Source organism: Burkholderia aenigmatica (genome assembly GCF_902499175.1).
Lineage (GTDB): Bacteria > Pseudomonadota > Gammaproteobacteria > Burkholderiales > Burkholderiaceae > Burkholderia > Burkholderia aenigmatica.
The window spans coordinates 31,627-57,168 of sequence record NZ_CABVQC010000055.1 but is presented as its reverse complement, the minus strand read 5'-3'; the positions used below and the strand labels follow the sequence as shown (position 1 = coordinate 57,168).

Below are 25,542 nucleotides of genomic sequence, written 5' to 3'. Positions count from 1 at the left end.
CTATGGGTACGGGCGGGTAAAGCGGGGGCGCTATTCGGGCTGTCCGCGTGCGCGCAGCAGATCGGACAGGCTGCGCGGTGCCGGTTCGAGCGGCGTGCGGTGCTGCGTCCAGCCCATCTGTTTCGCGGGCGTCAGCGCGCGCAGGCGCGTCGCGGTCCAGCGGAACGCGCGGTACGCGCGCGGATGCGCGAACGCGCCCGACCAGAAGCGCCACACGAGGTCTTCCGCGCGGTTGTAGTTCGCGCCCTGGCCGCGCAGCGGATGCGCGACGGGTTCGTCGGGCTTGCGGTTTGCCTCGGTACGCAGCCGCACGAGCAGTTGCGGGATCGGGATCCGCACCGGGCACACTTCGCCGCATGCGCCGCACAGCGTCGACGCGGTCGGCAGGTCGGCCGTTGCGTCGAGGCCGAGCAGGTGCGGCGAGATGATCTTGCCGATCGGGCCGGGATAGGTCGTCCCGTAGGCGTGGCCGCCGATGCGCGTGTAGACGGGGCAGTGGTTCATGCACGCGCCGCAGCGGATGCACTGCAGCGTCGCGCGCAGCTGCTCGTCCGCGTAGGCCTGCGTGCGGCCGTTGTCGAGCAGCACGAGATGCAACTCGCGCGGGCCGTCGCGTTCGCCGTCGCGGCGTGGGCCCGAGATCAGGTTGAAGTAGGTCGTGATCGCCTGGCCGGTGGCCGAGCGCGTGAGCAGGCTCGACAGCGGCACGATGTGCTCGAGTTTCTCGACGACCTTCTCGATCCCCATGATCGCGACGTGCGTGTCGGGTACCGTCGTCGACAGGCGGCCGTTGCCTTCGTTTTCGACGAGCCATAGCGTGCCGGTGTCGGCCGCCGCGAAGTTCACGCCCGACAGACCGATGTCCGCATCGGCGAACGCGCGGCGCAGCGCGCGCCGGCCGGTCTGGATCAACTCGTCGACGTCCTCCGTGTAGCGCGTGCCGGGGATGTGTGCCTCGAACAGCTCGGCGATGTCGCTGCGCGTCTTGTGGATCGCCGGCATCACGATATGCGACGGCTTCTCGCCCGCGAGCTGCACGATGAATTCGCCCATGTCGGATTCGATGCAGTCGACGCCGTGCTCCGCGAGGTAATGGTTCAGCTCGATTTCCTCGCTCGCCATCGACTTGCCCTTGATCACGCGGCGCGCCTTCTTCGCCTGCGCGATGCCGAGCACGATCGCGTTCGCGTCGGCGGCCGTCTCGGCCCAGTGCACGTGCACGCCGGCTTCGGTGAGCTTCGTCTCCAGCCGTTCGAGCAGCGCGGGCAGTTGCGCGAGCGCATGCTGCCGCACCGCTTCGCCGAGGTCGCGCAGTTGCTGCAGCTCGGCGTCGTCGGGGAACTGGGTCGCGCGCTTGCCTTGGAGGAAGTCCATCGCGCCGCGGAAGCTCTTGCGCAGCGCGGGGTCGTCGAGCGCGGCGCGCGCGCGGGCCTTGAAGTCGCCGGGGGCGACGAATTGCAGCGTGTGGTCGCTCATTGCGGGAGGTCCTCGCGGGCGGTGGCGGCGGGCGGGGCGGCAGAATCGGTGACGATCACGACCCACAGGCGGCGCGGGCCGTGCGCGCCATAGGCCAGCGTCTGCTGGATGTCGGACGTCTTCGACGGGCCCGACACCAGCACGAGGTTGGTCGGCATGCCGGCGTGCCAGCGCTCCGCGTGCACGGCCGCGTGCAGGTCGGGATGCAGCGTGCTCGCGTGGACGAGCGCGACATGCAGCGGCGGCACCAGCGACACCGTGCGCGGCGTGCCGGTGTCGGGCGCGAGCACGACGGTGCCGGTGGCCGCGATGCCCGAGCGCGCCACGGTGAAGCCTGCATCGATCGTGTCGAACAGTTCGGTTTTCCACGCGTCGATCGGCCGGTCGAACGGCACGGGCGCGACCGTGCCGGGCAGCGCGCGGGCGAGCGCCGCGGATTCGGCGCGGGCCGGATCGAGCAGCAGGCGGTGTACGCCGGCTTCAGCGAGGCGCGCCGCGAGTTGCGCGGGCCATTCGTCTGCGGTTGCGCACCAGACGTCCGCGTGCGACGCGGCGAGCGCGGCCTGCATCGTGTGGGCCAGTGTGTGCGGATCGAGAGCGGTCTCGGTCTGCGCGCGGCACGTGTCGTAGTGCGTGTCGATGCGCGCGTCGAGCGCGGGGGCGGCCTCGGCGGCGACACCCGGGGCGGCGGCGCGCAGCCGCCTGAGGATTGCGTCGCGCGCGCTCATCGCTTGTCTCCGCGCAGCGACGCGGCGCCGGCCGTGCGGCGCCACAGGAAACTGGCGAGGTGCTCGACCGGCAGCGGCGCGCCGGACTGGTCGGCCGCGTGGCCGATGTTCAGCAGGCAGCCGCAGTCGGCGGACACGATCCGGTCGCAGCCCGTCGCGCAGGCCGACGCGACCTTGTCGCGCACCATCGCGCCGGAGATGTCGGGATGCTTCAGCGAGAACGTGCCGCCGAAGCCGCAGCATTCGGATTCGCGTTCGTGTTCGATGCGCGTCACGCCCGGCAGCGCGTCGACGAGCGCGACGCCGTGCACGCGTGTGCCCATCTCGCGGCGGGCTGCGCACGACGTATGCAGCACCACGCGCTCGTCGGCGCCGGCCGGCGCGGCGAGGGCATCGAGCCGCACGTCGAGCATATGGACGAGGAATTCGGCGAGTTCGTAGGTCCGTTCCGCGATCGCGCGGGCCTTCGGGCCGTGGACGGGATCGTCGGCGAACAGCGCCGGCCAATGGTGCCGGATCATCCCGCCGCACGAGCCGGACGGCACGATCACGGGCCACGGTTCGGCGAACAGGTCGAGCTGCGCAGCCGCGACGCGGCGCGCTTCGTCGGGATTGCCGCTGCTGTAGGCCGGCTGCCCGCAGCAGCTCTGGCCGCGGGGATAGTGGACGGTCAGGCCTTCGCGTTCCAGCAGGCGGACCGCGTCGAGCCCGGCTTCGGGGACGAACAGGTCGACCAGACAGGTCGCGAACAGATAGACGTGCGCGGGGGCGGCGGCGGGGTACTGCCTTTCGTTCATGTCTCGCTCCAGAGGCGACGGCCCGGCATGCGGATGCGGGACGACGATTTCGCTGCATAATTCCCGCGACGGCGCCGTAGCTCAAATTGGTTGGGCCAATCGGCGTGGCAGGCATTCCGCAGGGGGACACGACGATGGCAGCGATGACGGCACGGGGCCGGACCGAAGTGGTGATGCGCAAGATCGAGACGGCGCTGCTCGACGGCACCTGGCCGGCCGGCGCACGCCTGCCGGCCGAGCGCGTGCTCGCGCAGCAGTACGGGGTGGCGCGCAATACGGTGCGCGAGGCGACCCAGCGGCTCGTCGCGCGCGGGCTGCTGCAGAGCCGGCGCGGCGCGGGCGTCTACGTGACGGACCAGTTGCGGGCCGGTATCGCGTCGCCGTGGGGCCAGCTGGTCGCCGATCACCCCGCGCTGCGCGACGACATCCTCGAATTCCGCCGCGTGCTCGAAGGCGCGACCGCGTATTTCGCCGCGCTGCGCGCCGACGCGAGCGACCGGCGCCGGATCCGTGCGCTGCTGCGCGAGCTCGAAACCGCGCACGCGCACAACGACCGGGCCGTGGAGGCCGCGACCGATTCGAAGCTGCACGAGGCGATCGCGCTCGCGTCGCACAACACGATGTTCCTGCACCTGCATACGAGCGTGCTCGGGATGCTGCGCGAACACATCTCGATCAACGTGTCGGGGATGACCGAGCAGGACGAATATGCGTCGGATCTGCTGCTGCGGCAGCACCGCGTCGTGTGCGACGCGATCTGCGCGCAGCGGCCCGAGGAGGCGCGCACCGCGATGCAGACGCATATCGACTACGTGCGCAGCCACTTCGAACAAAGCGGCGATGCGCGCTGAAATTGGTTGGACCGCTTCGCGGCGCAGGCCGCCGGGCGGGCGCGGGCGAACCGTGCGGGGCGGCGCGTGACGGCCGCGGCGAACGCGCGGCCGGTTGCCCCGGTGGCGCGACGCCACGCGGCGGCCGCAAGCCTGTCCGGCCGCCGCCGCGCGATTGACCGTGTCGTCGGCCGCCCACTAGAATCGGCCGGAACGCCCATCAGCCGCGCGCCGCGGTGAATGCGGACCCGTTGATCCGCCTGTCGAGGAAGCCCCGTGCTCATGTCTTTCATCCGGCACGCGCCGGCCGCCCGGTCGTGGCGTGCCGCGTGCCGCCCGGCCCGCGCGCTCGCCGCCTGCGCACTGCTGTCGCTCGTCGCGGCCTGTGCGACCCATCCGCCCGCCACCGCGCTCGATCGCCCCGTGTCTCGTGCGCTGTCGCCCGACACCGCGACGCCGCTGCACGACGCGCTCGCCGCACCCGAAGCCGCGCATCCGGGCCAGTCGGGCTTCCGGCTGCTGGCCGACGGCGCGTCGGCGCTGCAGATGCGCATCGCACTCGCGCGGGCGGCGACGAAGACGCTCGACATGCAGTACTACATCGCGACCGAGGATACGACCGGCAAGCTGCTGCTCGGCGCGGCGCTGTACGCGGCCGATCGCGGCGTGCGCGTGCGGATGCTGGTCGACGACCTGAACTTCCGCGATATCGATCGCGTGATGGCCGCGCTGAACACGCACCCGAACATCGAGATCCGCGTGTTCAACCCGTTCGGCGCATCGCAGCACGGGATGGTCGAGCGCACGACCAACTTCTTCACGCGGATCGACAGCTTCACGCGCCGGATGCACAACAAGGCGATGATCGCGGACAACCAGATCGCGATCGTCGGCGGGCGCAATCTCGGCGACGAATACTTCAGCGCGAGCCCGACGCTGCAGTTCCGCGATCTCGACGTGCTCGCCGCGGGCCCCGTGACGAACGACGTCTCGGGAAGCTTCGACACCTACTGGGCGAGTGGCAGCAGCTATCCGCTGCGCGAGCTGAACCACCAGTCGTTCGACGCGAAGGACCTCGACGCGATGCGCGACGAGCTGCGCGCCCACTGGCGCAAGAACGCCGAGCCGTACAACGCGAAGCCGCTGAACGCGACGCCGCTCGCGCAGCAGATTGCACGCGACGAGCTCGGGCTCGTGTGGGCGCCGGCCGAATTCAAGGTCGACGCGCCGGACAAGGTCGCGCAGCCGACCGGCTACGTGAGCCCGCCGATGCAGCGGCTCGTCGAGCTGACGCGCCACGCGCAGCAGGAATTCCTCGCGTTCTCGCCGTACTTCGTGCCGCACGACGCGGGCGTGAAGATCCTCGGCGAGACGACCGCGCGCGGCGTGCGGGTCGCGATCCTGACGAATTCGCTCGCTGCGACCGACGCGGTGGCCGTGCAGGCCGGCTACGGGCCGTACCGCGTGCCGCTGCTGCAGCACGGCGTCGAGCTGTACGAGTTCAAGGCGGAGCCGGGCCGGCGGCGGGCGCGGCTGTTCGGCTCGCGTTCGCGCGCGAGCCTGCACGCGAAGGCGTACGTGATCGACCGGAAGATCCTCGTGATCGGCTCGATGAACCTCGATCCGCGCTCGGTGAACCTGAATACCGAGCTTGCGCTGGTGATCCACAGCCCGGCGCTCGCGCAGCAGGTCGCGACGATCTTCGCGCGCGTGACGCAGCCCGACGACAGCTACCGCGTGAGCCTCGTGACGCCGCCGGGCGGCGGCACGCCCGAACTGGAATGGACCGGCGTCGACGACGGCGTGCCGAGCACGTACCACGTCGATCCGCATGCGGGGCTGCTGCGCAACCTGATGACCGGCGTGTTCATGCTGTTGCCGGTCGACGACCAGCTGTAAAAGGGGGCGGAAGCGGGCAGGGCGCTCCGGCAAAACCCGCGATACCGGTGCGCGGGGAAAGGTGATATGGTTGTGCGCGCAACTATCGTTGCATCGTGAAGATGCCGCCGGCAGCCGCATTCAAGGGGCAAGGCGGCCAGACGAACCGGGCCGCGATTTGATCCTGCGCGGCGCCAGGAGACGGGGCGCACGGCCGCACAGCCGCGCCATGCGCCCGCAACCGGAGCCTCCCCCATGCAACGTGTCCCGAACCAGCCGTTCACGCGTCCCGCGCGTTTCTCCGAAGCCGAATGGCAGGCGCGCGTGCAGCTCGCGGCGGCCTACCGCATCTTCGACCATCTCGGCTGGACCGAGCTGATCTACAACCATATCTCGCTGCGCGTGCCGGGCGAGGATGGACATTTCCTGATCAACCCGTTCGGGCTCCATTACCGCGAGGTGTGCGCGTCGAACCTCGTAAAGATCGACATCGACGGCAACGTGATCGGTCATTCCGACTGGCCGATCAACCCGGCCGGCTTCACGTTCCACAGCGCGATCCATGCGACGCTGCCCGACGCGCACTGCGTGATGCACGTGCACACGACGCCGACGATGGCCGTGTGCTGTTCGCGCGACGGGCTGTCGTTCTCGAATTTCTATTCGGCGCAGCTGTACGGGAAGATCGCGTATCACGACTTCGAGGGCATCACCGTGCATCTCGAAGAGGGGCGGCGCATCGTCGAGAGCGCCGGCGGCCGGCCCGTGCTGCTGTTGCGCAATCATGGACCCGTGACGATCGGCGCGACGCTCGCGCAGACGTTCTCGCTGATGTGGCTGCTCAATCGCGCGTGCGAGGTGCAGGTCGCCACGCATGCGATCGGCGATGCGCTGTCGATCGCGCCGCCCGTGCTCGAAGGGTGCGTGCGCGATTCGCTGAATTTCGATCCGAAGCATGGCGCGGGGCAGGACGCGTTCGATGCGCTGCAGCGTATCGTCGATCGCATCGATCCCGGCTATCGCGCGTGACGCGAAGCGGCGAGATCGCTTCGTCATGCTTGATACGGCGTGAACCGGATCCGGCGGCGCGCGCAAAAAAAACGCGGCCGGGCGGCCGCGTGAATACTCGCAGACTCCTTCGGACGAAGGAAACAAGCAACTGTGAGACGAAGTGTAGCGAAAGGCCGCGCGCCGATTCAGTCATCTGGCTGCAAAGGTCCATTCCAGGTTGACGCAGACTGACGCGTCGTGCGCCGCGCGAGATGGCCGGCCGTGCGCGCTGCGGCGATTCGCAGCATGGCCGTTCGGTGGATGCCCGGATCAGCGGCGATCGACTACCATCTTGTCTGACGCCCCCGCTCGGGCGGCGTACCACGTCGTACAAGGAGAGTCCATGCTCAAGCTGCGTTTGCTCCAGGTTGCGTTACTCGCGGGCGTGCTGGCCGCCGGCAGCGCCGCCGCCGAAACGGTGCGCCTGTCCGCCAATCTCCAGCCGTCGAGCGAAGTGCCGCCGACGGCGACCAAGGGCTCGGGCGACGTCGAGGCCACCTACGACACGGCCACGCACATGCTGCAGTGGAAGGTCACTTACGAACACCTCACGGGGCCGGCCACCGCCGCGCACTTCCACGGGCCCGCACCGGTCGGCCAGAACGCGGGCGTGCAGGTGCCGATTCCGAAGGACGAGCTGGCGAGCCCGATCAAGGGTTCGAAGGAACTCACCGACGCGCAGGTCACCGACCTGATGGGCGGCAAGTGGTACTTCAACGTCCATACGAAGGACCACCCGGCCGGCGAGATCCGCGGCCAGGTGATGCCGGCGAACTGAGTGCCGGCGTTTGAGCCGTGAGCGCCGAAAACCGGCAGACGCAGGCGGCATTCCGCTGTGTCGCGTGCGGTCATGAGGGCCATGCCGACGTGGTCGGTGCGATCGACATACTGGCGCGGGGGCACCGCGTTGCAGCCTGTGGAGAGCCGGTGCAGTCGGGCCGCTCCGTGAAGCAGGAACCCGCCGAGGCGGTCTGAGACAAGCATCATCGTTTCAAACGCGGTAGGAATCCCGAGCCTTCAGGCGCGGGAGGATGTCAAATAGAGGCACCTGTCGAGTGGTGCGGGAACGATCGCACGTACCATCGTCACACTGCGATTACGGAGTGCGTCCGATGAGTTGGCAAAGCAAGTTCGCCTGCTGGCTGCTGCGCTGGCAGTTCCGTCCCGAGACTACGCGCGAGGTGCTCGATCCTGCCCGCGCACGGCGCTTTACCGACCTGCGAATGGTCGTGCCGCGCCGTGCGCCATCGGGCTACCGGTTGCGCCAGTGCTATGGCCCGGGCGACGCGCCGCTGCGCGGCGAATGGCTCGAACGCACTGACTCGGTTGCAGGCCGCGGGTCCGGCCGAACGCTGCTGTACATCCACGGCGGCGGCTATTACTTCTGTTCGACGAAGACCCACCGGCCGCTCGTGTTCGGCCTGACGAAGCGTGCGGGCGTGCGCTCGTTCTCGCTCGACTACCGGCTGGCGCCGGAAAACCGCTTCCCGGCCGCGCTCGACGACGCATTGGCCGCGTACCGGCAACTGCTGGCGCTCGGCATCCCGCCCGAGTCGATCGTGCTCGGCGGCGATTCGGCGGGCGGCGGCCTCGCGCTCGCGACGCTCGTCGCGCTGCGCGACCGCGGCGAGCCGCTGCCGGCCGGCGCGATCCTGTTCTCGCCGTGGACCGACCTGGCCGCCACCGGCGCCACGCTGCGCACGAACGATGGCGCCGATCCGATGTTCGCGGGTGCGGCGTTGTCGAAGGCCGCGAAGCTGTACCTGGGCGACGAGCCGGGGACGAATCCGTACGCGTCGCCGCTCTACGCGGATTTCACGGGCCTGCCACCGTTGTATATCCAGGTCGGCAGCACCGAGGTACTGCTCGACGATTCGCGCCGCGTCGCCGAGAAGGCGAAGGCGGCCGGCGTGGCGGTGGAGATCGAGGTGTGGCCGGACATGCCGCACGTGTGGCAGCTGTACACGCCGATGGTGCCGGAAGCGCGCGACGCGCTCGACCGCGCGGCGGCGTTCCTGCGCCGCGTCGCGGTCGAGCGTGCGGTTCAGCGCGCCGGCGAGGCGTCGATTGCCTGATAGGCGGCCTTGACGGCCACCGAGCCGTACTTGCGCTCGAGCCGGCGGACGGTGAAGTGGCCGTGCGCCATCTGCTGGAAATGGTCGATGAACAGCGTATTGACGGTCGCGCCGAGCACGGCGCCGATCGCCGGAATCGACTTCGCGGCCATCTGCTCGGTCACCTGCACCGAGAAGCGCGACGCCACCGTCTGCACGAGCTTGAACACGGCCGCCGAACTGTGCGCGGCGATGCCCTTCGTCGTGATGTCGGACGACGCCTTCGAGATCGCCTGCGCGAGTGCGCCACGCAGCACGAAGTAGCCGAGATCGGCGTCCTCTTCCTGCTTGTCCGGGTTGCCGCCCATGCCGAGCACGGCCAGGCATTGCAGCTGCGTATCGACCGAGCTCAGGTCTTCGCCCTCGCTGCGCGCGATGTCGCACACCGAACGGAAGATCAGCGTGGTCGTGACCGGCAGCTCGACCGGCAGCGCGAGAAAGCCGAACGCCCCGCCCGCCGCGCCGGTCGTCGCGACCGCGAGCTTGTGCAGCAGGTTGCTCGGCTTGTCGGGCTCGGCGTCCGGCGCGGGCGGCTTGCCGAGCGTGCGCAGCGCGATGTTCAGGCACTTGCGCAGCGCGAGCTGCGTCGCATCGTTGATCTTGCCGGTCGCGAAATCCGGCAGCCGGGCGATCATTTTCTCGACCGGCGCGCCCAGCATGCCCGTCAGCTTCATCGTCAGCGACGGGCTTTCGAGCACCTGCTTCGCGCGCCACAGCGCGTCCCGATCCTCCTGCGACAGCGTGGTCGCGGGGGTAATTGAAATCGGTTCCATCATTCTCCTTGGCGGTCTGAGCCAGTTTGACCGTCGCCAGCCTAGATTACTCCGGCGTGCTAGAATTTTGAGATTGTTTGACTCGTCAAAAGTTGCGCCAACAAAAAATGGCCGTCCATACTGCCGCCCATCATTCGAGTGGGCAAGTCCTGCCGTTCCGCGAATCGCTGCTGGCGATGATCGGGATCTCATTTGTCACCATGCTCGTCGCGCTCGACCAGACCGTCGTCGGCACCGCGCTGCCGACCATCGTCGCCGAGCTCCGCGGGTTCGACCTGTACGCGTGGGTCGCGACCTCGTACCTGCTCAGTTCCGTGATCACGGTGCCGATCTTCGGCCGGCTCGGCGATTATTACGGCCGCAAGCCGTTCGTCATCGTGTCGATCGTCGTGTTCACCGGCGCGTCCGTGCTGTGCGGGATGGCGAACGACATGCTGATGCTCGTCCTCGCGCGCGGGCTGCAGGGGATCGGCGGCGGGATGCTGGTCGGCACCGCGTTCGCGTGCATTCCCGACCTGTTCCCCGATTCCGTCGTGCGGCTGCGCTGGCAGGTGCTGATGAGCTCCGCGTTCGGCATCGCGAACGCAGTCGGCCCGTCGCTCGGCGGCGTGCTGACCCAGTCGTTCGGCTGGCGCTCGGTGTTCTACGTGAACCTGCCGGTCGGCCTGCTGTCGCTGCTGTTCGTGTGGCGCTACCTGCCGCACCTGCGCCAGGTCGAGCACGATCGCAAGATGCGGCTCGACTGGCCGGGTGCGCTGCTGATCGCGCTGTCGCTCGGCGCGCTGCAACTGTTCGTCGAATGGCTGCCGAAGTACGGCGTCGCGAGCTGGGCGTCGCTGCTGCTCGTCGTCGCGATCGCGGCCGGCTTTGGCCTGTGGCACTGGGAGCGGCGCTGCGCGCAGCCGATTTTGCCGTTCGACATGTTCGGCAACCGCGCGCTGTCGGCGCTCTTCGTGCTGGCGATCCTCGCCGGCTTCTCGATGTTCTCGCTGCTGTTCTACGCGCCGCTGCTGTTCCAGGGCGGGTTCGGGATGTCGCCGAAGGAGGCGGGGCTCGTGATCACGCCGCTCGTCGTGTTCATCACGATCGGCAGCATCATGAACGGCCGGGTCGTCACGCGCATCCGCAATCCGAACGCGATGCTGCACGTCGGCTTCGTGCTGTTCGCGATCACCTGCGCGGGCATCGTCGTGTCGACCCACACGACGCCGAAGTGGGTGCTGATGGCGCTGATGGTCGCGGGCGGCATCGGGCTCGGCTTCGTGCTGCCGAACCTCACCGTCTTCGCGCAGCAGACGGCCGGCCGCGAGCATCTCGGCATCGCGACCGCGCTGCTGCAGTCGCTGCGGATGGTCGGCGGGATGATCGGCACCGCGCTGACCGGCACGCTCGTCAACCAGATGTATTCGGGCGGCGTGCGCAATGCGCTGTCGGCCGACCACGCGATGCAGTGGCATGCGCAGCTCGCCGATCCGCAAATCCTGATCGATCGCGCCGCGCAGGGCGGCCTGGTCGCCGAGCTGACGCGTGCCGGGCATAATGGCGCGCTGCTGCTGGAAGCGGCCCGCGAGTCGCTCGTCAGCGCGATTCACCTGGGCGTCGCGATGGCGGCCGTCGTAGCCGTCGTGTCGGTGTGGCAATGCCGCCGCGTGCCGCCCATCGCGCTGCGGCGCAAGATCGAACCGCATGTCGCGGCCGACTGAACGATTGAACGAGTAGAACTGAGCGCATGGAAGAACAGGACCGCGTCGCGATCTTGCAGCAATTCGGACGCACGTATCGCGCGTTCATGACCGCGTTCGAGGCGCAGGTCGGGCAGCCGATGCCGCGCTGGCGCATCATGGTCGCGTTGCACACGATGGGCGGGCATTCGTCGCAGAAGAAGCTCGTCGAAGTGCTGCGCGTCGATCCGGGCGCGCTCACGCGCCAGTTGAAGTCGCTCGACGCGCTCGGCTGGATCCAGCGTGAATCCGACGCACGCGACAATCGCGTGACCAACGTGACGCTGACGGACGAAGGCCGCGCCGCATTCGACGCGTGCCTGCCGCGCCGCAAGGCGTTTCTCGAGCAGACGATGGCGCAATTGCCGGACGACGTGCTGAATGCGCTGTCGGGCGCGCTGGCGATGCTGGAGTCGCGGATCGCGGACGTCGGCTCGACGCCGGCCGCGCGCTGAAGCGCGGGGCAGGGCGGCGCGAATACGCCGCCGGCCCGGCACTTCTATCTCATCTCAATTCCCTTCAGGTTCAAAGCTCGATGCGCGTGCCCAGCAGCGCGAGGAACTGCGCGAGCCAGGCCGGATGCGCGGGCCAGGCGGGCGCGGTGACGAACGGTGCGTCGGTCACGGCCGCGTCGACCGGGATGTCCGCGTATTCGCCGCCCGCGAGCTTCACCTCGGGCGCGCACGCCGGGTAGGCCGAGATGCGCTTGCCGCGGATCACGTCGGCCGCCGCGAGCAGTTGCGCCGCGTGGCAGATCGCGGCGATCGGCTTGCCGGCTTCGGCGAACTCGCGCACGAGCGAGATCACCTTCGGATCGAGTCGCAGGTATTCGGGAGCACGGCCGCCCGCGATCGCGAGCGCGTCGTAGCGCGATGCGTCGACGTCGTCGAACGCCGCGTTCAGCGTGAACTGGTGGCCGGGCTTCTCGGTGTAGGTCTGGTCGCCCTCGAAATCGTGGATCGCGGTCTTGATCTTGTCGCCCGCGCGTTTGCCCGGGCAGACTGCATCGACGTGGTGGCCGACGGCCTGCAGCGCCTGGAACGGCACCATCGTTTCGTAGTCTTCGGCGAAATCGCCGGTCAGGAACAGGATCTTCTTCGCGGCCATGGCTTTCTCCAGTGGAGCTGCGTTGAGGGCCCGCGCGGCAGGCGAATGCAACGCCCGCCTGGGGCCCCGAGGACGAAAGCGCAGTGTACTCCGGCCGCTTGAAGCGCGCGTGACGGCCGCCCCGCGCGAGCGGCGGGGCGGTGCGCGCGAGGTGCGTCAGAAGAAGGTTTCGACGACTTCCGTCACGCTGAACTGCGGATCGAGCACGAGCACCTGGCGCCACTTGTCGAACGTCAGGCACGGGTGCGAGATGTCGAACGCGACCATGTCGCCGACCTTCACGTCCGCACCCGGCGGAATCTGCAGGTACGCGTGCTGGTCCATCATCCCGGTGACGGCCCAGCCTTCGGCGGCGGCGACGTCGCGCGGTGCCGTGTCGCGGCCCGGGCGGAAGTGGCGCGCCGGCTCCGGCAGCCCCGCGTCGAACGCTGCGTCGCGCTTGCCGAGCGCGACGATCGCGCGATCGGCCTCCGGCACCGACTGCACGTACGCCCACAGCTGCAGCGCGGGCAGCAGCCCTTCGCCCATCGTGCGTGCGATCGGGTTGCGCGCGAATACGTCGGTCTGCGCCTTCTTGTAGATCCCGACATCGTGCGTCAGGTAGCAGCCCGGACGCAGCACGACTTCCGCGAAGCCGGCGTTGGACGCCTTCGCGAATTCTTCCGCAACCACGTCGTACCAGGCCGAACCGGCGCCGGACAGGATCGCCGGCGTACGCGCGAAGCGGCCTGCTTCGGCGAGCTCGCGCGTGAGCGCGACCGCTTCCTGCAGGAACGTGCGGATCTCGCCTTCCTCCTTCAGCACACCTTCGTAGAGTTCGATACCGGCCAGCTTCAGCGTGTCCGGATAGCGCGCGATCGCGGCGAGCACGGCCTCGCGCTGCGCGGCATCGCGCACGCCCGCGCGGCCGCCCGGCACGCCGAGCTCGAGCAGCACGTTCAGCGGCTTCTTCAATGCGCCGAAGAAGCGGCCGAGCTGGTCGACGCTCTCCGCCGAATCGACGAGACAGAAGAATTCGAAATCGGGATCGGACAGCAGCCCGGCGATGATCGTCATGTTCTGGCGGCCGACCAGCTGGTTCGCGAGCAGCACGCGCCGCACGCCGCCGTGATACGCGGCCTGCGTCTGGTGCGCGGTCGCGAGCGTGATGCCCCACGCGCCGGCGTCGAGCTGGCGGCGGAACAGTTGCGGCGCCATCGTCGTCTTGCCGTGCGGCGCAAACTTGACGCCGTACTTCTGGACAAATGCCTGCATCCAGTTCAGGTTGTGTTCGATGCGATCCTCGTAAAGCACGGCGGCCGGCAAGCTGACGTCTTCCGCGAGCAGGTTCCACTCGAGTCGGCCTGCGTCGCCGAGCGGCACGCTCGCGCTCGGCAGATTGCCGAGACCCTTGCCGAACGGATCGATCGTCGCTTCCTGATAGTTTGTAACTTTCATGTCATCCCGCTCCATCATCACTATGCATTGCACTGAAGTTGACACGCCGATGGTACAGAAAGTAGCATCGGCGCGGTGATGTTATTTAGTAACATCGAGCTTCGCACCCTTTTCCGCAGATGAATACGCCCGCTCCCCCGTCCGCTCCGCTCGCCGCCGAGCGCCATCCGGCTCCGGCTGCTCCGCCGGTCCTCGACATCGTCGCGCGGATCGCCGAATGCGCGCCCGAGCTGCGCGAAGCCGAGCGCAAGGTCGCCGCGTTCATCCTCGCCGATCTCGCGCGCGCCGCGCATGCGAGCATCGGCGCGCTCGCGCGCGATGCGGAGGTCAGCGTCGCGACGGTCACGCGTTTCGCGAAGGCCGTCGGCTGCCGCGACGTGCGCGAACTGAAGGTGCTGGTCGCGCAGGCGGCGGCCGTCGGCCAGCGCTTTCTGGTGCCGTCCGACGAGACGCCGGCCGACGACACGAGCCCCGCGTCGATGGTCTACGACGAGATCCGCGTGGCGCTCGCGCACAACCATCAGTTGCTGCGCAATACGTCGTTCGAGGAAGCGGCCGACCTGCTCGCCAGCGCGAAGATGACCTACGTGTACGGACAGGGCGGCGGCTCGACCGCGCTCGCCGACGAGCTGCGCTTCCGGCTCGTGCGCTTCGGCCGGCCGGTCGCGAGCTATCAGGACAGCGTGCTGCAGCGGATGGTGGCCGCGACGCTGTCGCGCGATACCGTCGTGGTCGCGCTGTCGGTGAGCGGGCGCGTGCCCGAGCTGCTCGAGAGCTGCCGGCTCGCGAAGCGCTACGGCGCGAAGCTGATCGCGATCACCGCGCCGGCGTCGCCGCTCGCGAAGCTGGCCGACCACCTGATCCCGGTCGTCGCGTTCGAAACCGATTTCATTTACAAGCCGTCGACATCGCGCTACGCGATGATGATGGCGATCGACGTGCTCGTCACCGGAGTCGCATTGCGGCTCGGCGATGCGGGCCGAGAATCGCTGCGTCGCATCAAGCACGCGCTCGATGCGCATCGCGGCGGCGGAGACCGTCAACCGGTAGGAGACTGACCATGCATTCGCATCCCGAAGCCGCCGATACGCTGATCGTCGGCGCGCAGCTTTACGACGGTACCGGCGCGCCGCCCGTCACGCGCGACGTCGCGATCCGCAACGGCGTGATCGCGGCGATCGGCAACCTGTCCAACTGGCTGGCCGAGAACGTCGTCGATGCGAACGGCCGCGCGCTCGCGCCGGGTTTCGTCGACGTGCACACGCACGATGACACGCACGTGATCCGCGCGCCGCAGATGATCCCGAAGATCTCGCAGGGCGTGACGACCGTGATCGTCGGCAACTGCGGGATCAGCGCGTCGCCAGTGACGCTCGCGGGCGATCCGCCCGATCCGATGAACCTGCTTGGCGAACGCGGTGCGTTCCTGTACCCGACCTTCGCCGACTACGTCGCGGCCGTGAACGACGCGCGTCCGGCCGTGAACGTCGCGGCGCTCGTCGGCCACACGGCGCTGCGCAACAACCAGATGGACCGCCTCGACCGCGCGGCGACCGACGGCGAGATCGCCGGCATGCGCGGGCAGCTCGAGGAGGCGCTCGCGAACGGCGCGCTCGGCCTGTCGTCGGGCCTCGCGTACGGCTCCGCGTTCGCGGCGCCGACCGAGGAGGTGATGGCGCTCGCCGAGCCGCTCGCGAACGCGGGCGCGCTGTACACCACGCACATGCGCACCGAGTTCGACGCGATCCTCGACGCGATGGAAGAGGCGTACCAGGTCGGCCGCCATGCGCGCGTGCCGGTCGTGATCTCGCACCTGAAGTGCGCGGGCCCGTCGAACTGGGGGCGCAGCACCGAAGTGCTCGCGTCGCTCGAAGGCGCGCGCCGCTACCAGCCGGTCGGTTGCGACTGCTATCCGTACAGCCGCAGCTCGTCGACGCTCGACATGAAGCAGGTGACGGGCGACATCGACATCACGATCACGTGGTCGGAGCCGCACCCGGAAGTGGCCGGCAAGCTGCTGAAGGCGATCGCGGCCGAGTGGGGCGTGACCGAGCAGGAAGCCGCGCAGCGCATCCGCCCGGCAGGCGCCGTGTACCACAACATGTCCGAGGACGACGTGCGCCGGATCCTGTCGCATCCCGCGACGATGGTCGGCTCCGACGGCCTGCCGAACGATCCGCTGCCGCATCCGCGGCTGTGGGGCGCATTCCCGCGCGTGCTCGGCCATTACGTGCGCGACACGAACCTGCTGCCGCTCGAGGAGGCGATTCGCAAGATGACGTCGCTGTCCGCGCGCCGCTACGGAATCGCGCGGCGCGGCGAGGTGCACGTGGGCTACCACGCGGATCTCGTGCTGTTCGACCCGGCGATCGTGATCGACGCCGCGACGTTCGAGAAGCCGCAGCAGCCCGCGCACGGGATCGACGCCGTGTGGGTGAACGGCGTGCTGACCTACGAGAATGGTCAGCCGACCGGCGAGCGCGCCGGCGGCTTCGTCGCGCGCGGCGAGCGCGTGCCGGCGAGTGCCGACGCCGCGTTCTGAACGCGGTGGTTGTTCCGATCTGCCGCGCGCGCCATCGTCGGCGCGCGCATCCGTAACCGAAGCAAGGAGTGAAACGATGAAGCGATATGGCGTAGGCGAAGCGAAGGGGACCGGCGGCCAGGTGATGCCGTTCGCACGCGCGGTCGAGGCTGACGGCTGGCTGTACGTGTCGGGCCAGACGCCGATGGTGAACGGCGAGGTCGTCGAAGGCGGCATCGTCACGCAGTCGAAGCAGACGATCGAGAACGTGATCGCGATCCTGAAGGAAGCCGGCTACGGCCTCGAGCACGTCGTGCGCTGCGGCGTGTGGCTCGACGACGCGCGCGATTTCGCGTCGTTCAACAAGGTGTTCATCTCGTACTTCGGCGAGCATCCGCCGGCACGCGCGTGCGTGCAGTCGAGCATGGTCATCGACTGCAAGGTCGAGGTCGACTGCATCGCGTACAAGGCGCCGGCAAAGTAACGCCGCCACGGCGAGCCGCTACGCAACGGGCCCGGCGCATGCATGTGCGCCGGGCCCGTTTTTTATGTGCCGGCCACGGGTCGACCGGCGGGCGTTATGCCCGAGGCGGCAACCGCCGCAACGCATCCCGTCCGTTCAGGTAATGTGCCGCATGATCATACGGAGATGACATGCATGGAATGGGCTGCGCTGGTGCCGGAGCTGATCTGCTCGGACCTTGCCGGAAGCATTCGCTTCTATCGTGACGTACTCGGATTCCGGATTCGCTTCGAGCGTCCGGAAGACGGCTTCGTCTATCTTGAATTCGGGCGGGCCCAGCTGATGCTCGAGCAGTACAGCCCGGAGGGCTGGCTGACCGGCCCGCTGGAGCCGCCGTTCGGGCGCGGGATCAATCTGCAGATCGAGGTCGATGCGCTCGACCCCATCCTCGACCGGATTCGCGCCGCGGGCGTAACGCTGTTCGTCGAACCGCGCACGTCCTGGTATCGGGAGGACGAGATCGAACATGGCCAGGTCGAGATGCTGGTGCAGGATCCCGACGGCTACCTTTTGCGCCTGGTTGAGATTCTCCCGGAGCGGCCGGCGAGCGGGTGAGGGCCGTTCGTGCGTTTCCGCGCAATGAAAAACAGCCCGGCCGGTTGATTCCGGCCGGGCTGTTTTTGTCCGGGGTGGCGGCCGCGCGTTGCCCACTGCAACCCGCGGCGGCCGCCCGCCGCCGTCACTGCCGTGCGTTGCGCGCGTTGTCCGGCATCGGCTGGTTGTAGTTGGTGCGGAACGGGTTGATGTCGAGCCCGCCGCGGCGCGTATAGCGTGCATACACCGCGAGCTTCACCGGTTTGCACGCATGCAGGATGTCGAGGAAGATCCGCTCGACGCACTGCTCGTGAAAGCCCGTGTGATTGCGGAACGAGATGATGTAGCGCAACAGGCCCGCGTGGTCGATCTGCGGCCCGATGTAGTGGATCTGCACGCTGCCCCAGTCGGGCTGGCCGGTGACCGGGCAGTTCGAGCGCAGCAGGTCGGACACGAGCGTCTCCTCGACCGGCGCTTCGTCTTCGGCGGCCGACAGCAGCGACGGGTCGGGTTCGTACACGTCGGTGTCGAGGTCGAGCCGGTCGAGCGACAACCCGTCGAGTTCGTCCATTTCGAGCTTGCCGAAATCGTGCGGCGACACCAGCTGCACGGAGACGGTCGCGCCGCATGCGGCCGATACGTCGCGCTTCAGCGTGTCGCGCACCGCGTCGATCGAGTCGAATTTCGTTTGCGCGAACGAGCCGAGATACAGCTTGAACGACTTCGATTCGACGATGTTCGGCGATTCGGCCGGCACGTAGAAGGTCGCCACCGCGATCTGCGGCTTGCCGCGCGCGTTGAGCCACGACAGCTCGTAGGCGTTCCAGATGTCGGTGCCGAAGAACGGCAGTGCCGACGTGATGCCGAGCTGCGCGCGCGCGCCGGCGCGCGGGATCGGGAACAGCAGCGACGCGTCGTACTGGGCGGCGTAGACGGTGGCCTTGCCGAGCGGGGAATGTTCGGGATTCATGCGTGACGCCTTTACGACAGGAAGAGGCGGTAAGCCGGGTTGGCGCTTTCCTCGACATACGGATAGCCGAGTGCCGCGAGGAAGCGTTCGAATTCGGCGCGATCGGCCTGCGGCACCTGCAGCCCGACGAGGATCGAGCTGTAGTCCGCGCCCTGGTTGCGGTAATGGAACAGGCTGATGTTCCAGTCCGGCGCCATCGACGACAGGAACTTCATCAGCGCGCCCGGCCGTTCCGGGAATTCGAAACGGAACAGGCGTTCGTCAAGCGCGAGCGGCGAACGGCCGCCCACCATGTAGCGGATGTGTTCCTTCGACAGTTCGTCGTGCGTCAGGTCGACGGACTTGAAGCCGTGCGATTCGAAATTCGCGGCGATCTCGGCCGATTCGCCGCGGCGCTTGATCTGCACGCCGACGAAGATGTGCGCGGCCTGCGCATCGGCGATCCGGTAGTTGAACTCGGTGACGTTGCGGTCGCCGACCAGCGAGCAGAAGCGCTTGAAGCTGCCGCGCTCCTCGGGGATCGTGACCGCGAACACGGCTTCGCGCGCTTCACCCACTTCCGCGCGCTCGGCGACGAAGCGCATCCGGTCGAAGTTCATGTTCGCGCCGGACGTGACCGCGACGAGCGTCTGGTTCTCGATGCCTTCACGTTCCGCATAGAGCTTCGCGCCGGCGACCGCGAGCGCGCCGGACGGCTCGAGCACGCTGCGGGTATCCTGGAACACGTCCTTGATCGCCGCGCACAGTGCGTCGGTGTTGACCGTCACGACGCCGTCGAGGTATTCGCTGCAGAGCCGGAAGGTTTCTTCGCCGACCAGCTTCACGGCGGTGCCGTCCGCGAACAGGCCGACCTCGCTCAGCTCGACGCGCTTGCCCGCGCTGAGCGACTGCGCCATCGCGCACGAATCCTCGGCCTGCACGCCGATCACCTTGATCTCCGGGCGCACCGCCTTCACGTAGGCCGCAACGCCGGACGCGAGCCCGCCGCCGCCGATCGGCACGAAGATCGCGTGGATCGGGCCCTGGTGTTGGCGCAGGATTTCCATCGCGATCGTGCCCTGGCCGGCGATCACGTACGGATCGTCGAACGGATGGACGAACGTGAGACTGCGCTCTTCCTGTACCTTGACCGCATGCGCATATGCGTCGCTGTACGACTCGCCGGCCTGGATCACCTCGACGCTCGGGCCGCCGTGCGCACGCACCGCATCGACCTTCACCTGCGGCGTCGTGACGGGCACGACGATCACGGCCTTGACGCCCATCCGGGCCGCCGAGAACGCGACACCCTGTGCGTGATTGCCGGCCGACGCCGTAATCACGCCGCGTGCGAGCGCGTCCGCCGGAATATGCGCCATCTTGTTGTACGCGCCGCGCAGCTTGAACGAGAACACCGGCTGGTTGTCCTCGCGCTTCAGGTAGACGGCGTTGCGCAGCCGGGCCGACAGGTTGCGGGCGGATTCGAGTTCCGTCTCGATCGCGACGTCGTAGACGCGCGCGGTGAGGATTTTCTTCAGGTAATCGTGGGATGCCATGGGCGCTCGCGTGCAGTGCGGAAGCAGACGGTAAAAGATCAATGATAGCGCCAAGGGTCCGCCCGCATGCAAGCGGCATGCCGAGCGTGCGCTTGGCGGGCCGTACGGGCGGTGCGTCGGCGAGCTTGCGCGGCTTTTTTACCGGTTTAACTGCACGGTTACCGACCGGACGGACGGCGAATGGTCGCACGAAATCGCGCCGAGCCCCGCCTGGCGCGGCTCGCGGCGATAGCCCCACGACCTGTCCGACGTGTCACGCGTGGCCCGATCATGGGTTAGAATTCCGTTTTGAATCAAGGATCGGAAGATGCAGAGGCACCCTCGGATCGCCCCGTTGAAGCCGACGCCGCGTGCAGCCACCCCCGCGGCGGAGCGGCATGCGCGCCGCGCGCGATCGTGCTGATGGTTCCGAGTGCCGCCAGGCCCTGTCGCCGGCCAGGAGGGGCGAGTCGCCCGCTCCGGCCCCATGAAGGACAGCCGCGCGCCTGGTAACAGAACAGATTTCCCCAAGATTGCGCCCACGCGCTTGCCGACGCCCGTGCACGGTGTATCGGCCCTCCGAGTCGTCCGAACATGAACGCACCACAAGTTTTCGATCCGCATGGCGCGGCTGCTGCCGTCGCCGCCGACCCCGCGCCCCGCTTGCGCGAGATTCCCTACAACTACACGTCCTTCTCGGATCGCGAGATCGTGATCCGCCTGCTCGGCGAAGAGGCGTGGTCGGTGCTCGACGAGTTGCGCGCCGAGCGCCGCACGGGCCGCTCCGCACGGATGCTGTATGAAGTGCTCGGCGACATCTGGGTCGTGCGCCGCAACCCGTACCTGCAGGACGACCTGCTCGACAACCCGAAGCGCCGCGCGTTGCTGATCGAGGCGCTGAACCACCGCCTGACCGAAATCGGCAAGCGCCGCAGCGCGGACCTCACCGCGCACCGCGACGACGCGGGCCGCGAACGCGCGGTGCGCGTCGAGATGCTCGAAACCGCCGCGCAGCGCGCGGTCAACGAGTTCGCCGACGAATTCGAGAAGATGGCCGACCTGCGTCGCCGCGCGACCAAGGCACTCGGCCGCTGCACGCAGAAGGACAACATCCGCTTCGACGGGCTGTCGCGCGTGTCGCATGTGACCGACGCGACCGACTGGCGCGTCGAATACCCGTTCGTCGTGCTGACCCCGGATACCGAAGCCGAGATCGCGGGGCTGATCAAGGCCTGCTTCGAGCTCGGGCTGACCGTGATCCCGCGTGGCGGCGGTACCGGCTACACGGGCGGCGCGGTGCCGCTCACGCCGTTCTCCGCGGTGATCAACACCGAAAAGCTGGAACAACTCGGCGCGGTCGAGCTGACCGAGCTGCCGGGCGTCGCGCACAAGGTGCCGACGATCTTCTCCGGCGCGGGCGTCGTCACGCGCCGCGTGACCGAGGCGGCGGAAGCGGCCGGCTACGTGTTCGCGGTCGATCCGACCTCGCTCGACGCATCGTGCATCGGCGGCAACGTCGCGATGAACGCGGGCGGCAAGAAGGCCGTGCTGTGGGGCACCGCGCTCGACAACCTGGCCTGGTGGCGGATGGTCGACCCGGACGGCAACTGGCTCGAAGTCACGCGCCACGAGCACAACCAGGGCAAGATCCACGACATCGCGGTCGCGCGTTTCGAGCTGAAGTGGTTCGACGGCGCGTACGCGCCGGGCGAGAAGCTGCTGAAGAGCGAGATGCTCGAGATCGAAGGCCGCCGGTTCCGCAAGGAAGGTCTCGGCAAGGACGTGACCGACAAGTTCCTCGCGGGGCTGCCGGGCGTGCAGAAGGAGGGCTGCGACGGGCTCATCACGTCTGCGCGCTGGGTGCTGCACAAGATGCCCGCGCACACGCGCACCGTCTGTCTCGAGTTCTTCGGCCAGGCGCGCGAAGCGATCCCGAGCATCGTCGAGATCAAGGACTACCTGTTCGAAACGTCGAAGCAGGGCGGCGCGATCCTCGCGGGCCTCGAGCACCTCGACGAGCGCTATCTGCGCGCGGTCGGCTATGCGACCAAGAGCAAGCGCAACGCATTCCCCAAGATGGTGCTGATCGGCGACATCGTCGGCGACGATGCCGATGCGGTCGCGCACGCGACGTCCGAAGTGATCCGGATGGCGAACGGCAAGAGCGGCGAAGGCTTCGTCGCGGTCAGCGCGGAGGCGCGCAAGCGCTTCTGGCTCGACCGCAGCCGCACGGCCGCGATCGCGAAGCACACGAACGCGTTCAAGATCAACGAAGACGTCGTGATCCCGCTGAACCGGATGGGCGAGTACACCGACGGCATCGAGCGGATCAACATCGAGCTGTCGCTGAAGAACAAGTTGCAGCTCGTCGACGCGCTGGAAGCGTTTTTCCGCGCCGGCAACCTGCCGCTCGGCAAGACCGACGACGCGAACGAGATCCCGAGCGCCGAACTGCTCGAAGACCGTGTCCAGCAGGCGCTGGAACTGCTCAGCCGCGTGCGCGCCCGCTGGGAATTCGTGCGCGACCGGCTCGACCAGCCGTTGCGCGAGGCGCAGCACTACCTCGTGCAGCTCGGTTACGAGGCGCTCGCCGAGAAGTTCGCGGACCGCGCCGACGAGCAGCCGGGCGCGACCGTGTTCCACATCACGCAGGACCGCACGGTGCGGATCTCGTGGAAGCAGGAGATCCGCGCGGAACTGCGCGCGATCTTCAATGGCGGCGCGTTCAAGCAGATCCTCGACGAGGCGCAGGCGATCCACAAGCAGGTGCTGCGCGGCCGCGTGTTCGTCGCGCTGCACATGCACGCGGGCGACGGCAACGTCCACACCAACCTGCCGGTCAACTCCGACAACTACGAGATGCTGCAGGACGCCCACGCGGCGGTCGCACGCATCATGACGCTCGCGCGCTCGCTCGACGGTGTGATTTCCGGCGAGCACGGCATCGGCATCACGAAGCTCGAGTTCCTGACCGACGACGAGATCGCCGAATTCCGCGCGTACAAGCAGCGGGTCGACCCGAACGGCCGCTTCAACAAGGGCAAGCTGCTCGAAGGCGCCGATCTTCGCAACGCGTATACGCCGAGCTTCGGGCTGATGGGGTACGAGTCGCTGATCATGAAGCAGTCCGACATCGGCGCGATCGCCGATTCGGTGAAGGACTGCTTGCGCTGCGGCAAGTGCAAGCCGGTGTGCGCGACGCACGTGCCGCGCGCGAACCTGCTGTACAGCCCGCGCAACAAGATCCTCGCGACGTCGCTGCTGGTCGAGGCGTTCCTGTACGAAGAACAGACGCGCCGCGGCGTGTCGATCAAGCACTGGGACGAGTTCAACGACGTGGCCGACCACTGCACGGTGTGCCACAAGTGCGCGACGCCGTGCCCGGTGAAGATCGACTTCGGCGACGTCACGATGAACATGCGCAACCTGTTGCGCAAGATGGGCAAGAAGAAGTTCAACGCCGGCAATGCGGCGGGCATGTTCTTCCTGAACGCGACCAACCCGCAGACGATCAACGTCGCGCGCAGCGTGATGATGGGCGCCGGCTACAAGGTGCAGCGCTTCGCGAACGACATGCTGAAGAAGGTCGTGACGAAGCAGACGCAGCACCCGCCGGCCACGGTCGGCAAGCCGCCGGTGGTCGAGCAGGTGATCCACTTCGTCAACAAGAAGATGCCGGGCAACCTGCCGAAGAAGACGGCGCGCGCGCTGCTCGACATCGAGGACAACAAGATCGTGCCGATCATCCGCAATCCGAAGTCGACCACCGTCGATTCGGAAGCGGTGTTCTACTTCCCGGGCTGCGGCTCCGAGCGCCTGTTCTCGCAGGTCGGCCTCGCGACGCAGGCGATGCTGTGGGAAGCCGGCGTGCAGACCGTGCTGCCGCCGGGCTACCTGTGCTGCGGCTATCCGCAGCGCGGCTCGGGCCAGTACGACAAGGCCGAGAAGATCGTCACCGACAACCGCGTGCTGTTCCACCGGGTTGCGAACACGCTGAACTACCTCGACATCAAGACGGTGGTCGTGTCGTGCGGCACCTGCTACGACCAGCTCGCGGGCTACGAATTCGACAAGATCTTCCCGGGCTGCCGGATCATCGACATCCACGAGTTCCTGCTCGAGAAGGGGATGAAGCTCGATGGCGTGTCGGGCACGCGCTACATGTATCACGACCCGTGCCACACGCCGATCAAGACGATGGACCCGGTGAAGCTCGTCAACGAGCTGATGGGCTCGGAGAAGGACGGCTACAAGATCGAGAAGAACGAGCGTTGCTGCGGTGAATCGGGCACGCTCGCGGTCACGCGCCCGGACATCTCGACGCAGGTTCGCTTCCGCAAGGAAGAGGAGATCCGCAAGGGTGCCGCGAAGCTGCGCAGCATCCCGGTCGTGGCCGGCAACGCGCCGGCGCCGGCCGCCGCGGCCGCGAACGGCCCGGACGTGAAGATTCTGACCAGCTGCCCGTCGTGCCTGCAGGGCCTGTCGCGCTACAGCGAGGATGCGAACCTCGAAGCCGACTACATCGTGGTCGAAATCGCGCGTCAGGTGCTCGGCGAGAACTGGATGGCTGATTATGTCGCACGTGCGAACAATGGCGGGATCGAGCGCGTGCTGGTCTAATGCGGGCATGACGACCGCCCGACCGGGCCGGGAATGAGCGGGCGCCGGTGCAGCAATGCCGGCGCCCGTCCACATGGGAGCGACGATGGAATGCGTGTTTTGCCGTGAAGACGGCGGCGAGGTGCTCTGGCGGGACGATGCGGTGCGTGTCGTCCTCGCGACGGGCGAGCACGAGTATCCGGGCTTCTGCCGGGTGATCTGGGGCGCGCACGTGGCCGAATTCTCCGATCTCGGCGAGCCCGAGCGGGCCCATTTGATGCGCGTGGTCTACGCGGTCGAGCGGGCCGTGCGCCGCGTGATGCAGCCGAACAAGGTGAATCTCGCGAGCCTCGGCAACATGGTGCCGCACGTGCACTGGCACGTGATCCCGCGCTTTTCCAACGACGCACACTTCCCGCAGCCCGTCTGGGCGCCGCGTCAGCGCAGCGTGTCCGAGGCGCTGTTGCGCTCGCGCGCAGCGCAGGCCTCGCTGCTGCACAATGCGGTGCGCGAGGAAATTCAACGCATGACCGATTCGAGGCAGCCATGAGCGGTTTGACTTCCACGACGCCGATTCCGTCCGGCGTCGTCGTGCACGCGGTGTCGCGCGTGCTCGAATTGCAGTACCCGAACGGCGACAGTTTCCGGATTCCGTTCGAGCTGATGCGCGTGTATTCGCCGTCGGCCGAGGTGCGCGGCCACGGGCCCGGCCAGGAAACGCTGCAGACGGGCAAGCGCGAGGTGACGATCACCGCGCTCGAGGGCGTCGGCAACTATGCGCTGCAGCCGACCTTCTCCGACGGCCATTCGACCGGCATCTACTCGTGGGATCTGCTGTACGAGCTGGCCACGCAGCAGGACACGCTGTGGCGCGACTATTTCGACAAACTGAAGGCGGCGGGCGTCGAGCGCGATGCCCCGATGCCGGCGGCGGGTGCGTCGCACGGCCACTGCCACTGAAATTCGACGG

The 25,542-nt window shown here is 68.1% G+C and carries 22 protein-coding genes and 1 pseudogene; 15 read left to right on the top strand and 8 right to left on the bottom strand.

Translation table 11 applies throughout. The features are described 5' to 3' along the window. Nucleotides 1-30 precede the first annotated feature (30 nt). Genes BDO18943_RS30855 through BDO18943_RS30845 form a run of 3 tightly spaced genes read right to left on the bottom strand, consistent with a single transcriptional unit; the run spans nt 31 to nt 3,001 of the window. Entirely contained in the window at nt 31-1,476 is a 1,446-nt protein-coding gene (locus BDO18943_RS30855; protein WP_175025252.1) for a LutB/LldF family L-lactate oxidation iron-sulfur protein, read from the bottom strand. Further along, the gene (locus BDO18943_RS30850; protein WP_175025251.1) at nt 1,473-2,204 is read right to left on the bottom strand and encodes a LutC/YkgG family protein; all 732 of its coding nucleotides are present in this window, start codon (nt 2,202-2,204) and stop codon (nt 1,473-1,475) included. Before BDO18943_RS30850 ends, BDO18943_RS30855 begins: the two co-directional genes overlap by 4 nt. Then, nucleotides 2,201-3,001 (bottom strand): (Fe-S)-binding protein, encoded by an 801-nt coding sequence (locus BDO18943_RS30845; RefSeq protein ID WP_175025250.1) that lies wholly within the window; start codon nt 2,999-3,001, stop codon nt 2,201-2,203. Before BDO18943_RS30845 ends, BDO18943_RS30850 begins: the two co-directional genes overlap by 4 nt. Before the next feature lie 134 nt (nt 3,002-3,135). Between BDO18943_RS30845 and BDO18943_RS30840 the strand changes: the two genes are divergently transcribed. From BDO18943_RS30840 to BDO18943_RS30815, 6 genes and pseudogenes are all read left to right on the top strand, one after another. Then, nucleotides 3,136-3,852 (top strand): FadR/GntR family transcriptional regulator, encoded by a 717-nt coding sequence (locus tag BDO18943_RS30840; RefSeq protein WP_175025249.1) that lies wholly within the window; start codon nt 3,136-3,138, stop codon nt 3,850-3,852. Nucleotides 3,853-4,107: 255 nt separating this feature from the next. Beyond that, nucleotides 4,108-5,730: a phospholipase D family protein gene (locus BDO18943_RS30835; protein WP_175025248.1), complete on the top strand. Its 1,623-nt coding sequence runs from the start codon at nt 4,108-4,110 to the stop codon at nt 5,728-5,730. 234 nt (nt 5,731-5,964) lie between these two features. After that, on the top strand, nt 5,965-6,738 hold the full coding sequence (locus BDO18943_RS30830) for a class II aldolase/adducin family protein (protein WP_175025247.1): 774 nt from the start codon (nt 5,965-5,967) through the stop codon (nt 6,736-6,738). A 364-nt stretch (nt 6,739-7,102) separates the two neighbouring features. Next, the gene (locus BDO18943_RS30825) at nt 7,103-7,537 is read left to right on the top strand and encodes a CHRD domain-containing protein (RefSeq protein WP_043190550.1); all 435 of its coding nucleotides are present in this window, start codon (nt 7,103-7,105) and stop codon (nt 7,535-7,537) included. Between the two features lie 17 nt (nt 7,538-7,554). Further along, nucleotides 7,555-7,734 (top strand): annotated as a pseudogene (locus BDO18943_RS30820) (RNA-guided endonuclease InsQ/TnpB family protein); the annotation flags it as partial. 137 nt (nt 7,735-7,871) lie between these two features. After that, nucleotides 7,872-8,834, top strand: coding sequence for an alpha/beta hydrolase (locus tag BDO18943_RS30815; protein ID WP_175025246.1), 963 nt, complete (start codon nt 7,872-7,874; stop codon nt 8,832-8,834). On the opposite strand, the gene BDO18943_RS30810 is transcribed toward BDO18943_RS30815, so the two are convergent. Next, a complete protein-coding gene (locus tag BDO18943_RS30810) occupies nt 8,804-9,646 on the bottom strand; it encodes an EcsC family protein (RefSeq protein ID WP_043190554.1) in 843 nt (280 codons plus the stop codon). The two genes, BDO18943_RS30815 and BDO18943_RS30810, sit on opposite strands and share 31 nt — an antisense overlap. 107 nt (nt 9,647-9,753) lie before the next feature. Between BDO18943_RS30810 and BDO18943_RS30805 the strand changes: the two genes are divergently transcribed. Together BDO18943_RS30805 and BDO18943_RS30800 are read left to right on the top strand one after the other, a co-directional pair. Then, complete coding sequence (locus BDO18943_RS30805) at nt 9,754-11,349, top strand: MDR family MFS transporter (protein ID WP_175025245.1); 1,596 nt, start codon at nt 9,754-9,756, stop codon at nt 11,347-11,349. Between the two features lie 26 nt (nt 11,350-11,375). Next, entirely contained in the window at nt 11,376-11,822 is a 447-nt protein-coding gene (locus BDO18943_RS30800; RefSeq protein WP_043190558.1) for a MarR family winged helix-turn-helix transcriptional regulator, read from the top strand. A gap of 70 nt (nt 11,823-11,892) precedes the next feature. Here the strand turns inward: BDO18943_RS30800 and BDO18943_RS30795 are convergent, their stop codons facing one another. Together BDO18943_RS30795 and BDO18943_RS30790 are read right to left on the bottom strand one after the other, a co-directional pair. Further along, nucleotides 11,893-12,474, bottom strand: a complete 582-nt coding sequence (locus tag BDO18943_RS30795; protein WP_021161332.1) for a DJ-1/PfpI family protein — start codon at nt 12,472-12,474, stop codon at nt 11,893-11,895. Between the two features lie 156 nt (nt 12,475-12,630). Continuing rightward, the gene (locus tag BDO18943_RS30790; protein WP_043190560.1) at nt 12,631-13,911 is read right to left on the bottom strand and encodes an amino acid deaminase; all 1,281 of its coding nucleotides are present in this window, start codon (nt 13,909-13,911) and stop codon (nt 12,631-12,633) included. Nucleotides 13,912-14,030: 119 nt separating this feature from the next. Between BDO18943_RS30790 and BDO18943_RS30785 the strand changes: the two genes are divergently transcribed. From BDO18943_RS30785 to BDO18943_RS30770, 4 genes are all read left to right on the top strand, one after another. Continuing rightward, complete coding sequence (locus tag BDO18943_RS30785) at nt 14,031-14,969, top strand: MurR/RpiR family transcriptional regulator (protein WP_043190562.1); 939 nt, start codon at nt 14,031-14,033, stop codon at nt 14,967-14,969. Between the two features lie 2 nt (nt 14,970-14,971). Further along, the gene (locus tag BDO18943_RS30780; RefSeq protein WP_175025244.1) at nt 14,972-16,453 is read left to right on the top strand and encodes an N-acyl-D-amino-acid deacylase family protein; all 1,482 of its coding nucleotides are present in this window, start codon (nt 14,972-14,974) and stop codon (nt 16,451-16,453) included. A 76-nt stretch (nt 16,454-16,529) separates the two neighbouring features. Beyond that, nucleotides 16,530-16,916, top strand: a complete 387-nt coding sequence (locus BDO18943_RS30775; protein ID WP_011353171.1) for a RidA family protein — start codon at nt 16,530-16,532, stop codon at nt 16,914-16,916. A 174-nt stretch (nt 16,917-17,090) separates the two neighbouring features. Next, entirely contained in the window at nt 17,091-17,510 is a 420-nt protein-coding gene (locus BDO18943_RS30770) for a bleomycin resistance protein (protein WP_175025243.1), read from the top strand. A gap of 124 nt (nt 17,511-17,634) precedes the next feature. On the opposite strand, the gene queF is transcribed toward BDO18943_RS30770, so the two are convergent. Both queF and ilvA read right to left on the bottom strand, forming a co-directional pair. Then, nucleotides 17,635-18,459, bottom strand: coding sequence for an NADPH-dependent 7-cyano-7-deazaguanine reductase QueF (queF, locus tag BDO18943_RS30765; RefSeq protein ID WP_175025242.1), 825 nt, complete (start codon nt 18,457-18,459; stop codon nt 17,635-17,637). A gap of 11 nt (nt 18,460-18,470) precedes the next feature. Beyond that, nucleotides 18,471-19,994: a threonine ammonia-lyase, biosynthetic gene (gene ilvA, locus BDO18943_RS30760; RefSeq protein WP_175025241.1), complete on the bottom strand. Its 1,524-nt coding sequence runs from the start codon at nt 19,992-19,994 to the stop codon at nt 18,471-18,473. 573 nt (nt 19,995-20,567) lie between these two features. On the opposite strand from ilvA, the gene BDO18943_RS30755 reads away from it, so the two are divergent. The 3 genes from BDO18943_RS30755 (at nt 20,568) to BDO18943_RS30745 (ending at nt 25,532) form a co-directional block, all read left to right on the top strand. Next, nucleotides 20,568-24,593, top strand: a complete 4,026-nt coding sequence (locus tag BDO18943_RS30755) for a DUF3683 domain-containing protein (RefSeq protein ID WP_043190572.1) — start codon at nt 20,568-20,570, stop codon at nt 24,591-24,593. Between the two features lie 85 nt (nt 24,594-24,678). After that, nucleotides 24,679-25,122 carry an HIT family protein gene (locus tag BDO18943_RS30750; RefSeq protein ID WP_175025240.1) on the top strand — a complete coding sequence of 148 codons (444 nt, stop codon included), beginning with the start codon at nt 24,679-24,681 and terminating at the stop codon, nt 25,120-25,122. Then, nucleotides 25,119-25,532 carry a gamma-butyrobetaine hydroxylase-like domain-containing protein gene (locus tag BDO18943_RS30745; RefSeq protein ID WP_175025239.1) on the top strand — a complete coding sequence of 138 codons (414 nt, stop codon included), beginning with the start codon at nt 25,119-25,121 and terminating at the stop codon, nt 25,530-25,532. The genes BDO18943_RS30750 and BDO18943_RS30745 overlap by 4 nt, the downstream gene beginning before the upstream one ends. Nucleotides 25,533-25,542 lie beyond the last annotated feature (10 nt).

Coding starts and splice junctions, on each gene's coding strand:
- BDO18943_RS30815 (WP_175025246.1), top strand. CDS start 7,872: ATGAGTTGGCAAAGCAAGTTCGCCTGCTGGCTGCTGCGCTGGCAGTTC.
- BDO18943_RS30775 (WP_011353171.1), top strand. CDS start 16,530: ATGAAGCGATATGGCGTAGGCGAAGCGAAGGGGACCGGCGGCCAGGTG.
- ilvA (WP_175025241.1), bottom strand. CDS start 19,994: ATGGCATCCCACGATTACCTGAAGAAAATCCTCACCGCGCGCGTCTAC.
- BDO18943_RS30830 (WP_175025247.1), top strand. CDS start 5,965: ATGCAACGTGTCCCGAACCAGCCGTTCACGCGTCCCGCGCGTTTCTCC.
- BDO18943_RS30850 (WP_175025251.1), bottom strand. CDS start 2,204: ATGAGCGCGCGCGACGCAATCCTCAGGCGGCTGCGCGCCGCCGCCCCG.
- BDO18943_RS30795 (WP_021161332.1), bottom strand. CDS start 12,474: ATGGCCGCGAAGAAGATCCTGTTCCTGACCGGCGATTTCGCCGAAGAC.
- BDO18943_RS30755 (WP_043190572.1), top strand. CDS start 20,568: ATGAACGCACCACAAGTTTTCGATCCGCATGGCGCGGCTGCTGCCGTC.
- queF (WP_175025242.1), bottom strand. CDS start 18,459: ATGAATCCCGAACATTCCCCGCTCGGCAAGGCCACCGTCTACGCCGCC.
- BDO18943_RS30790 (WP_043190560.1), bottom strand. CDS start 13,911: ATGAAAGTTACAAACTATCAGGAAGCGACGATCGATCCGTTCGGCAAG.
- BDO18943_RS30805 (WP_175025245.1), top strand. CDS start 9,754: ATGGCCGTCCATACTGCCGCCCATCATTCGAGTGGGCAAGTCCTGCCG.
- BDO18943_RS30745 (WP_175025239.1), top strand. CDS start 25,119: ATGAGCGGTTTGACTTCCACGACGCCGATTCCGTCCGGCGTCGTCGTG.
- BDO18943_RS30750 (WP_175025240.1), top strand. CDS start 24,679: ATGGAATGCGTGTTTTGCCGTGAAGACGGCGGCGAGGTGCTCTGGCGG.
- BDO18943_RS30845 (WP_175025250.1), bottom strand. CDS start 3,001: ATGAACGAAAGGCAGTACCCCGCCGCCGCCCCCGCGCACGTCTATCTG.
- BDO18943_RS30855 (WP_175025252.1), bottom strand. CDS start 1,476: ATGAGCGACCACACGCTGCAATTCGTCGCCCCCGGCGACTTCAAGGCC.
- BDO18943_RS30825 (WP_043190550.1), top strand. CDS start 7,103: ATGCTCAAGCTGCGTTTGCTCCAGGTTGCGTTACTCGCGGGCGTGCTG.
- BDO18943_RS30810 (WP_043190554.1), bottom strand. CDS start 9,646: ATGGAACCGATTTCAATTACCCCCGCGACCACGCTGTCGCAGGAGGAT.
- BDO18943_RS30785 (WP_043190562.1), top strand. CDS start 14,031: ATGAATACGCCCGCTCCCCCGTCCGCTCCGCTCGCCGCCGAGCGCCAT.
- BDO18943_RS30780 (WP_175025244.1), top strand. CDS start 14,972: ATGCATTCGCATCCCGAAGCCGCCGATACGCTGATCGTCGGCGCGCAG.
- BDO18943_RS30800 (WP_043190558.1), top strand. CDS start 11,376: ATGGAAGAACAGGACCGCGTCGCGATCTTGCAGCAATTCGGACGCACG.
- BDO18943_RS30770 (WP_175025243.1), top strand. CDS start 17,091: ATGGAATGGGCTGCGCTGGTGCCGGAGCTGATCTGCTCGGACCTTGCC.
- BDO18943_RS30840 (WP_175025249.1), top strand. CDS start 3,136: ATGGCAGCGATGACGGCACGGGGCCGGACCGAAGTGGTGATGCGCAAG.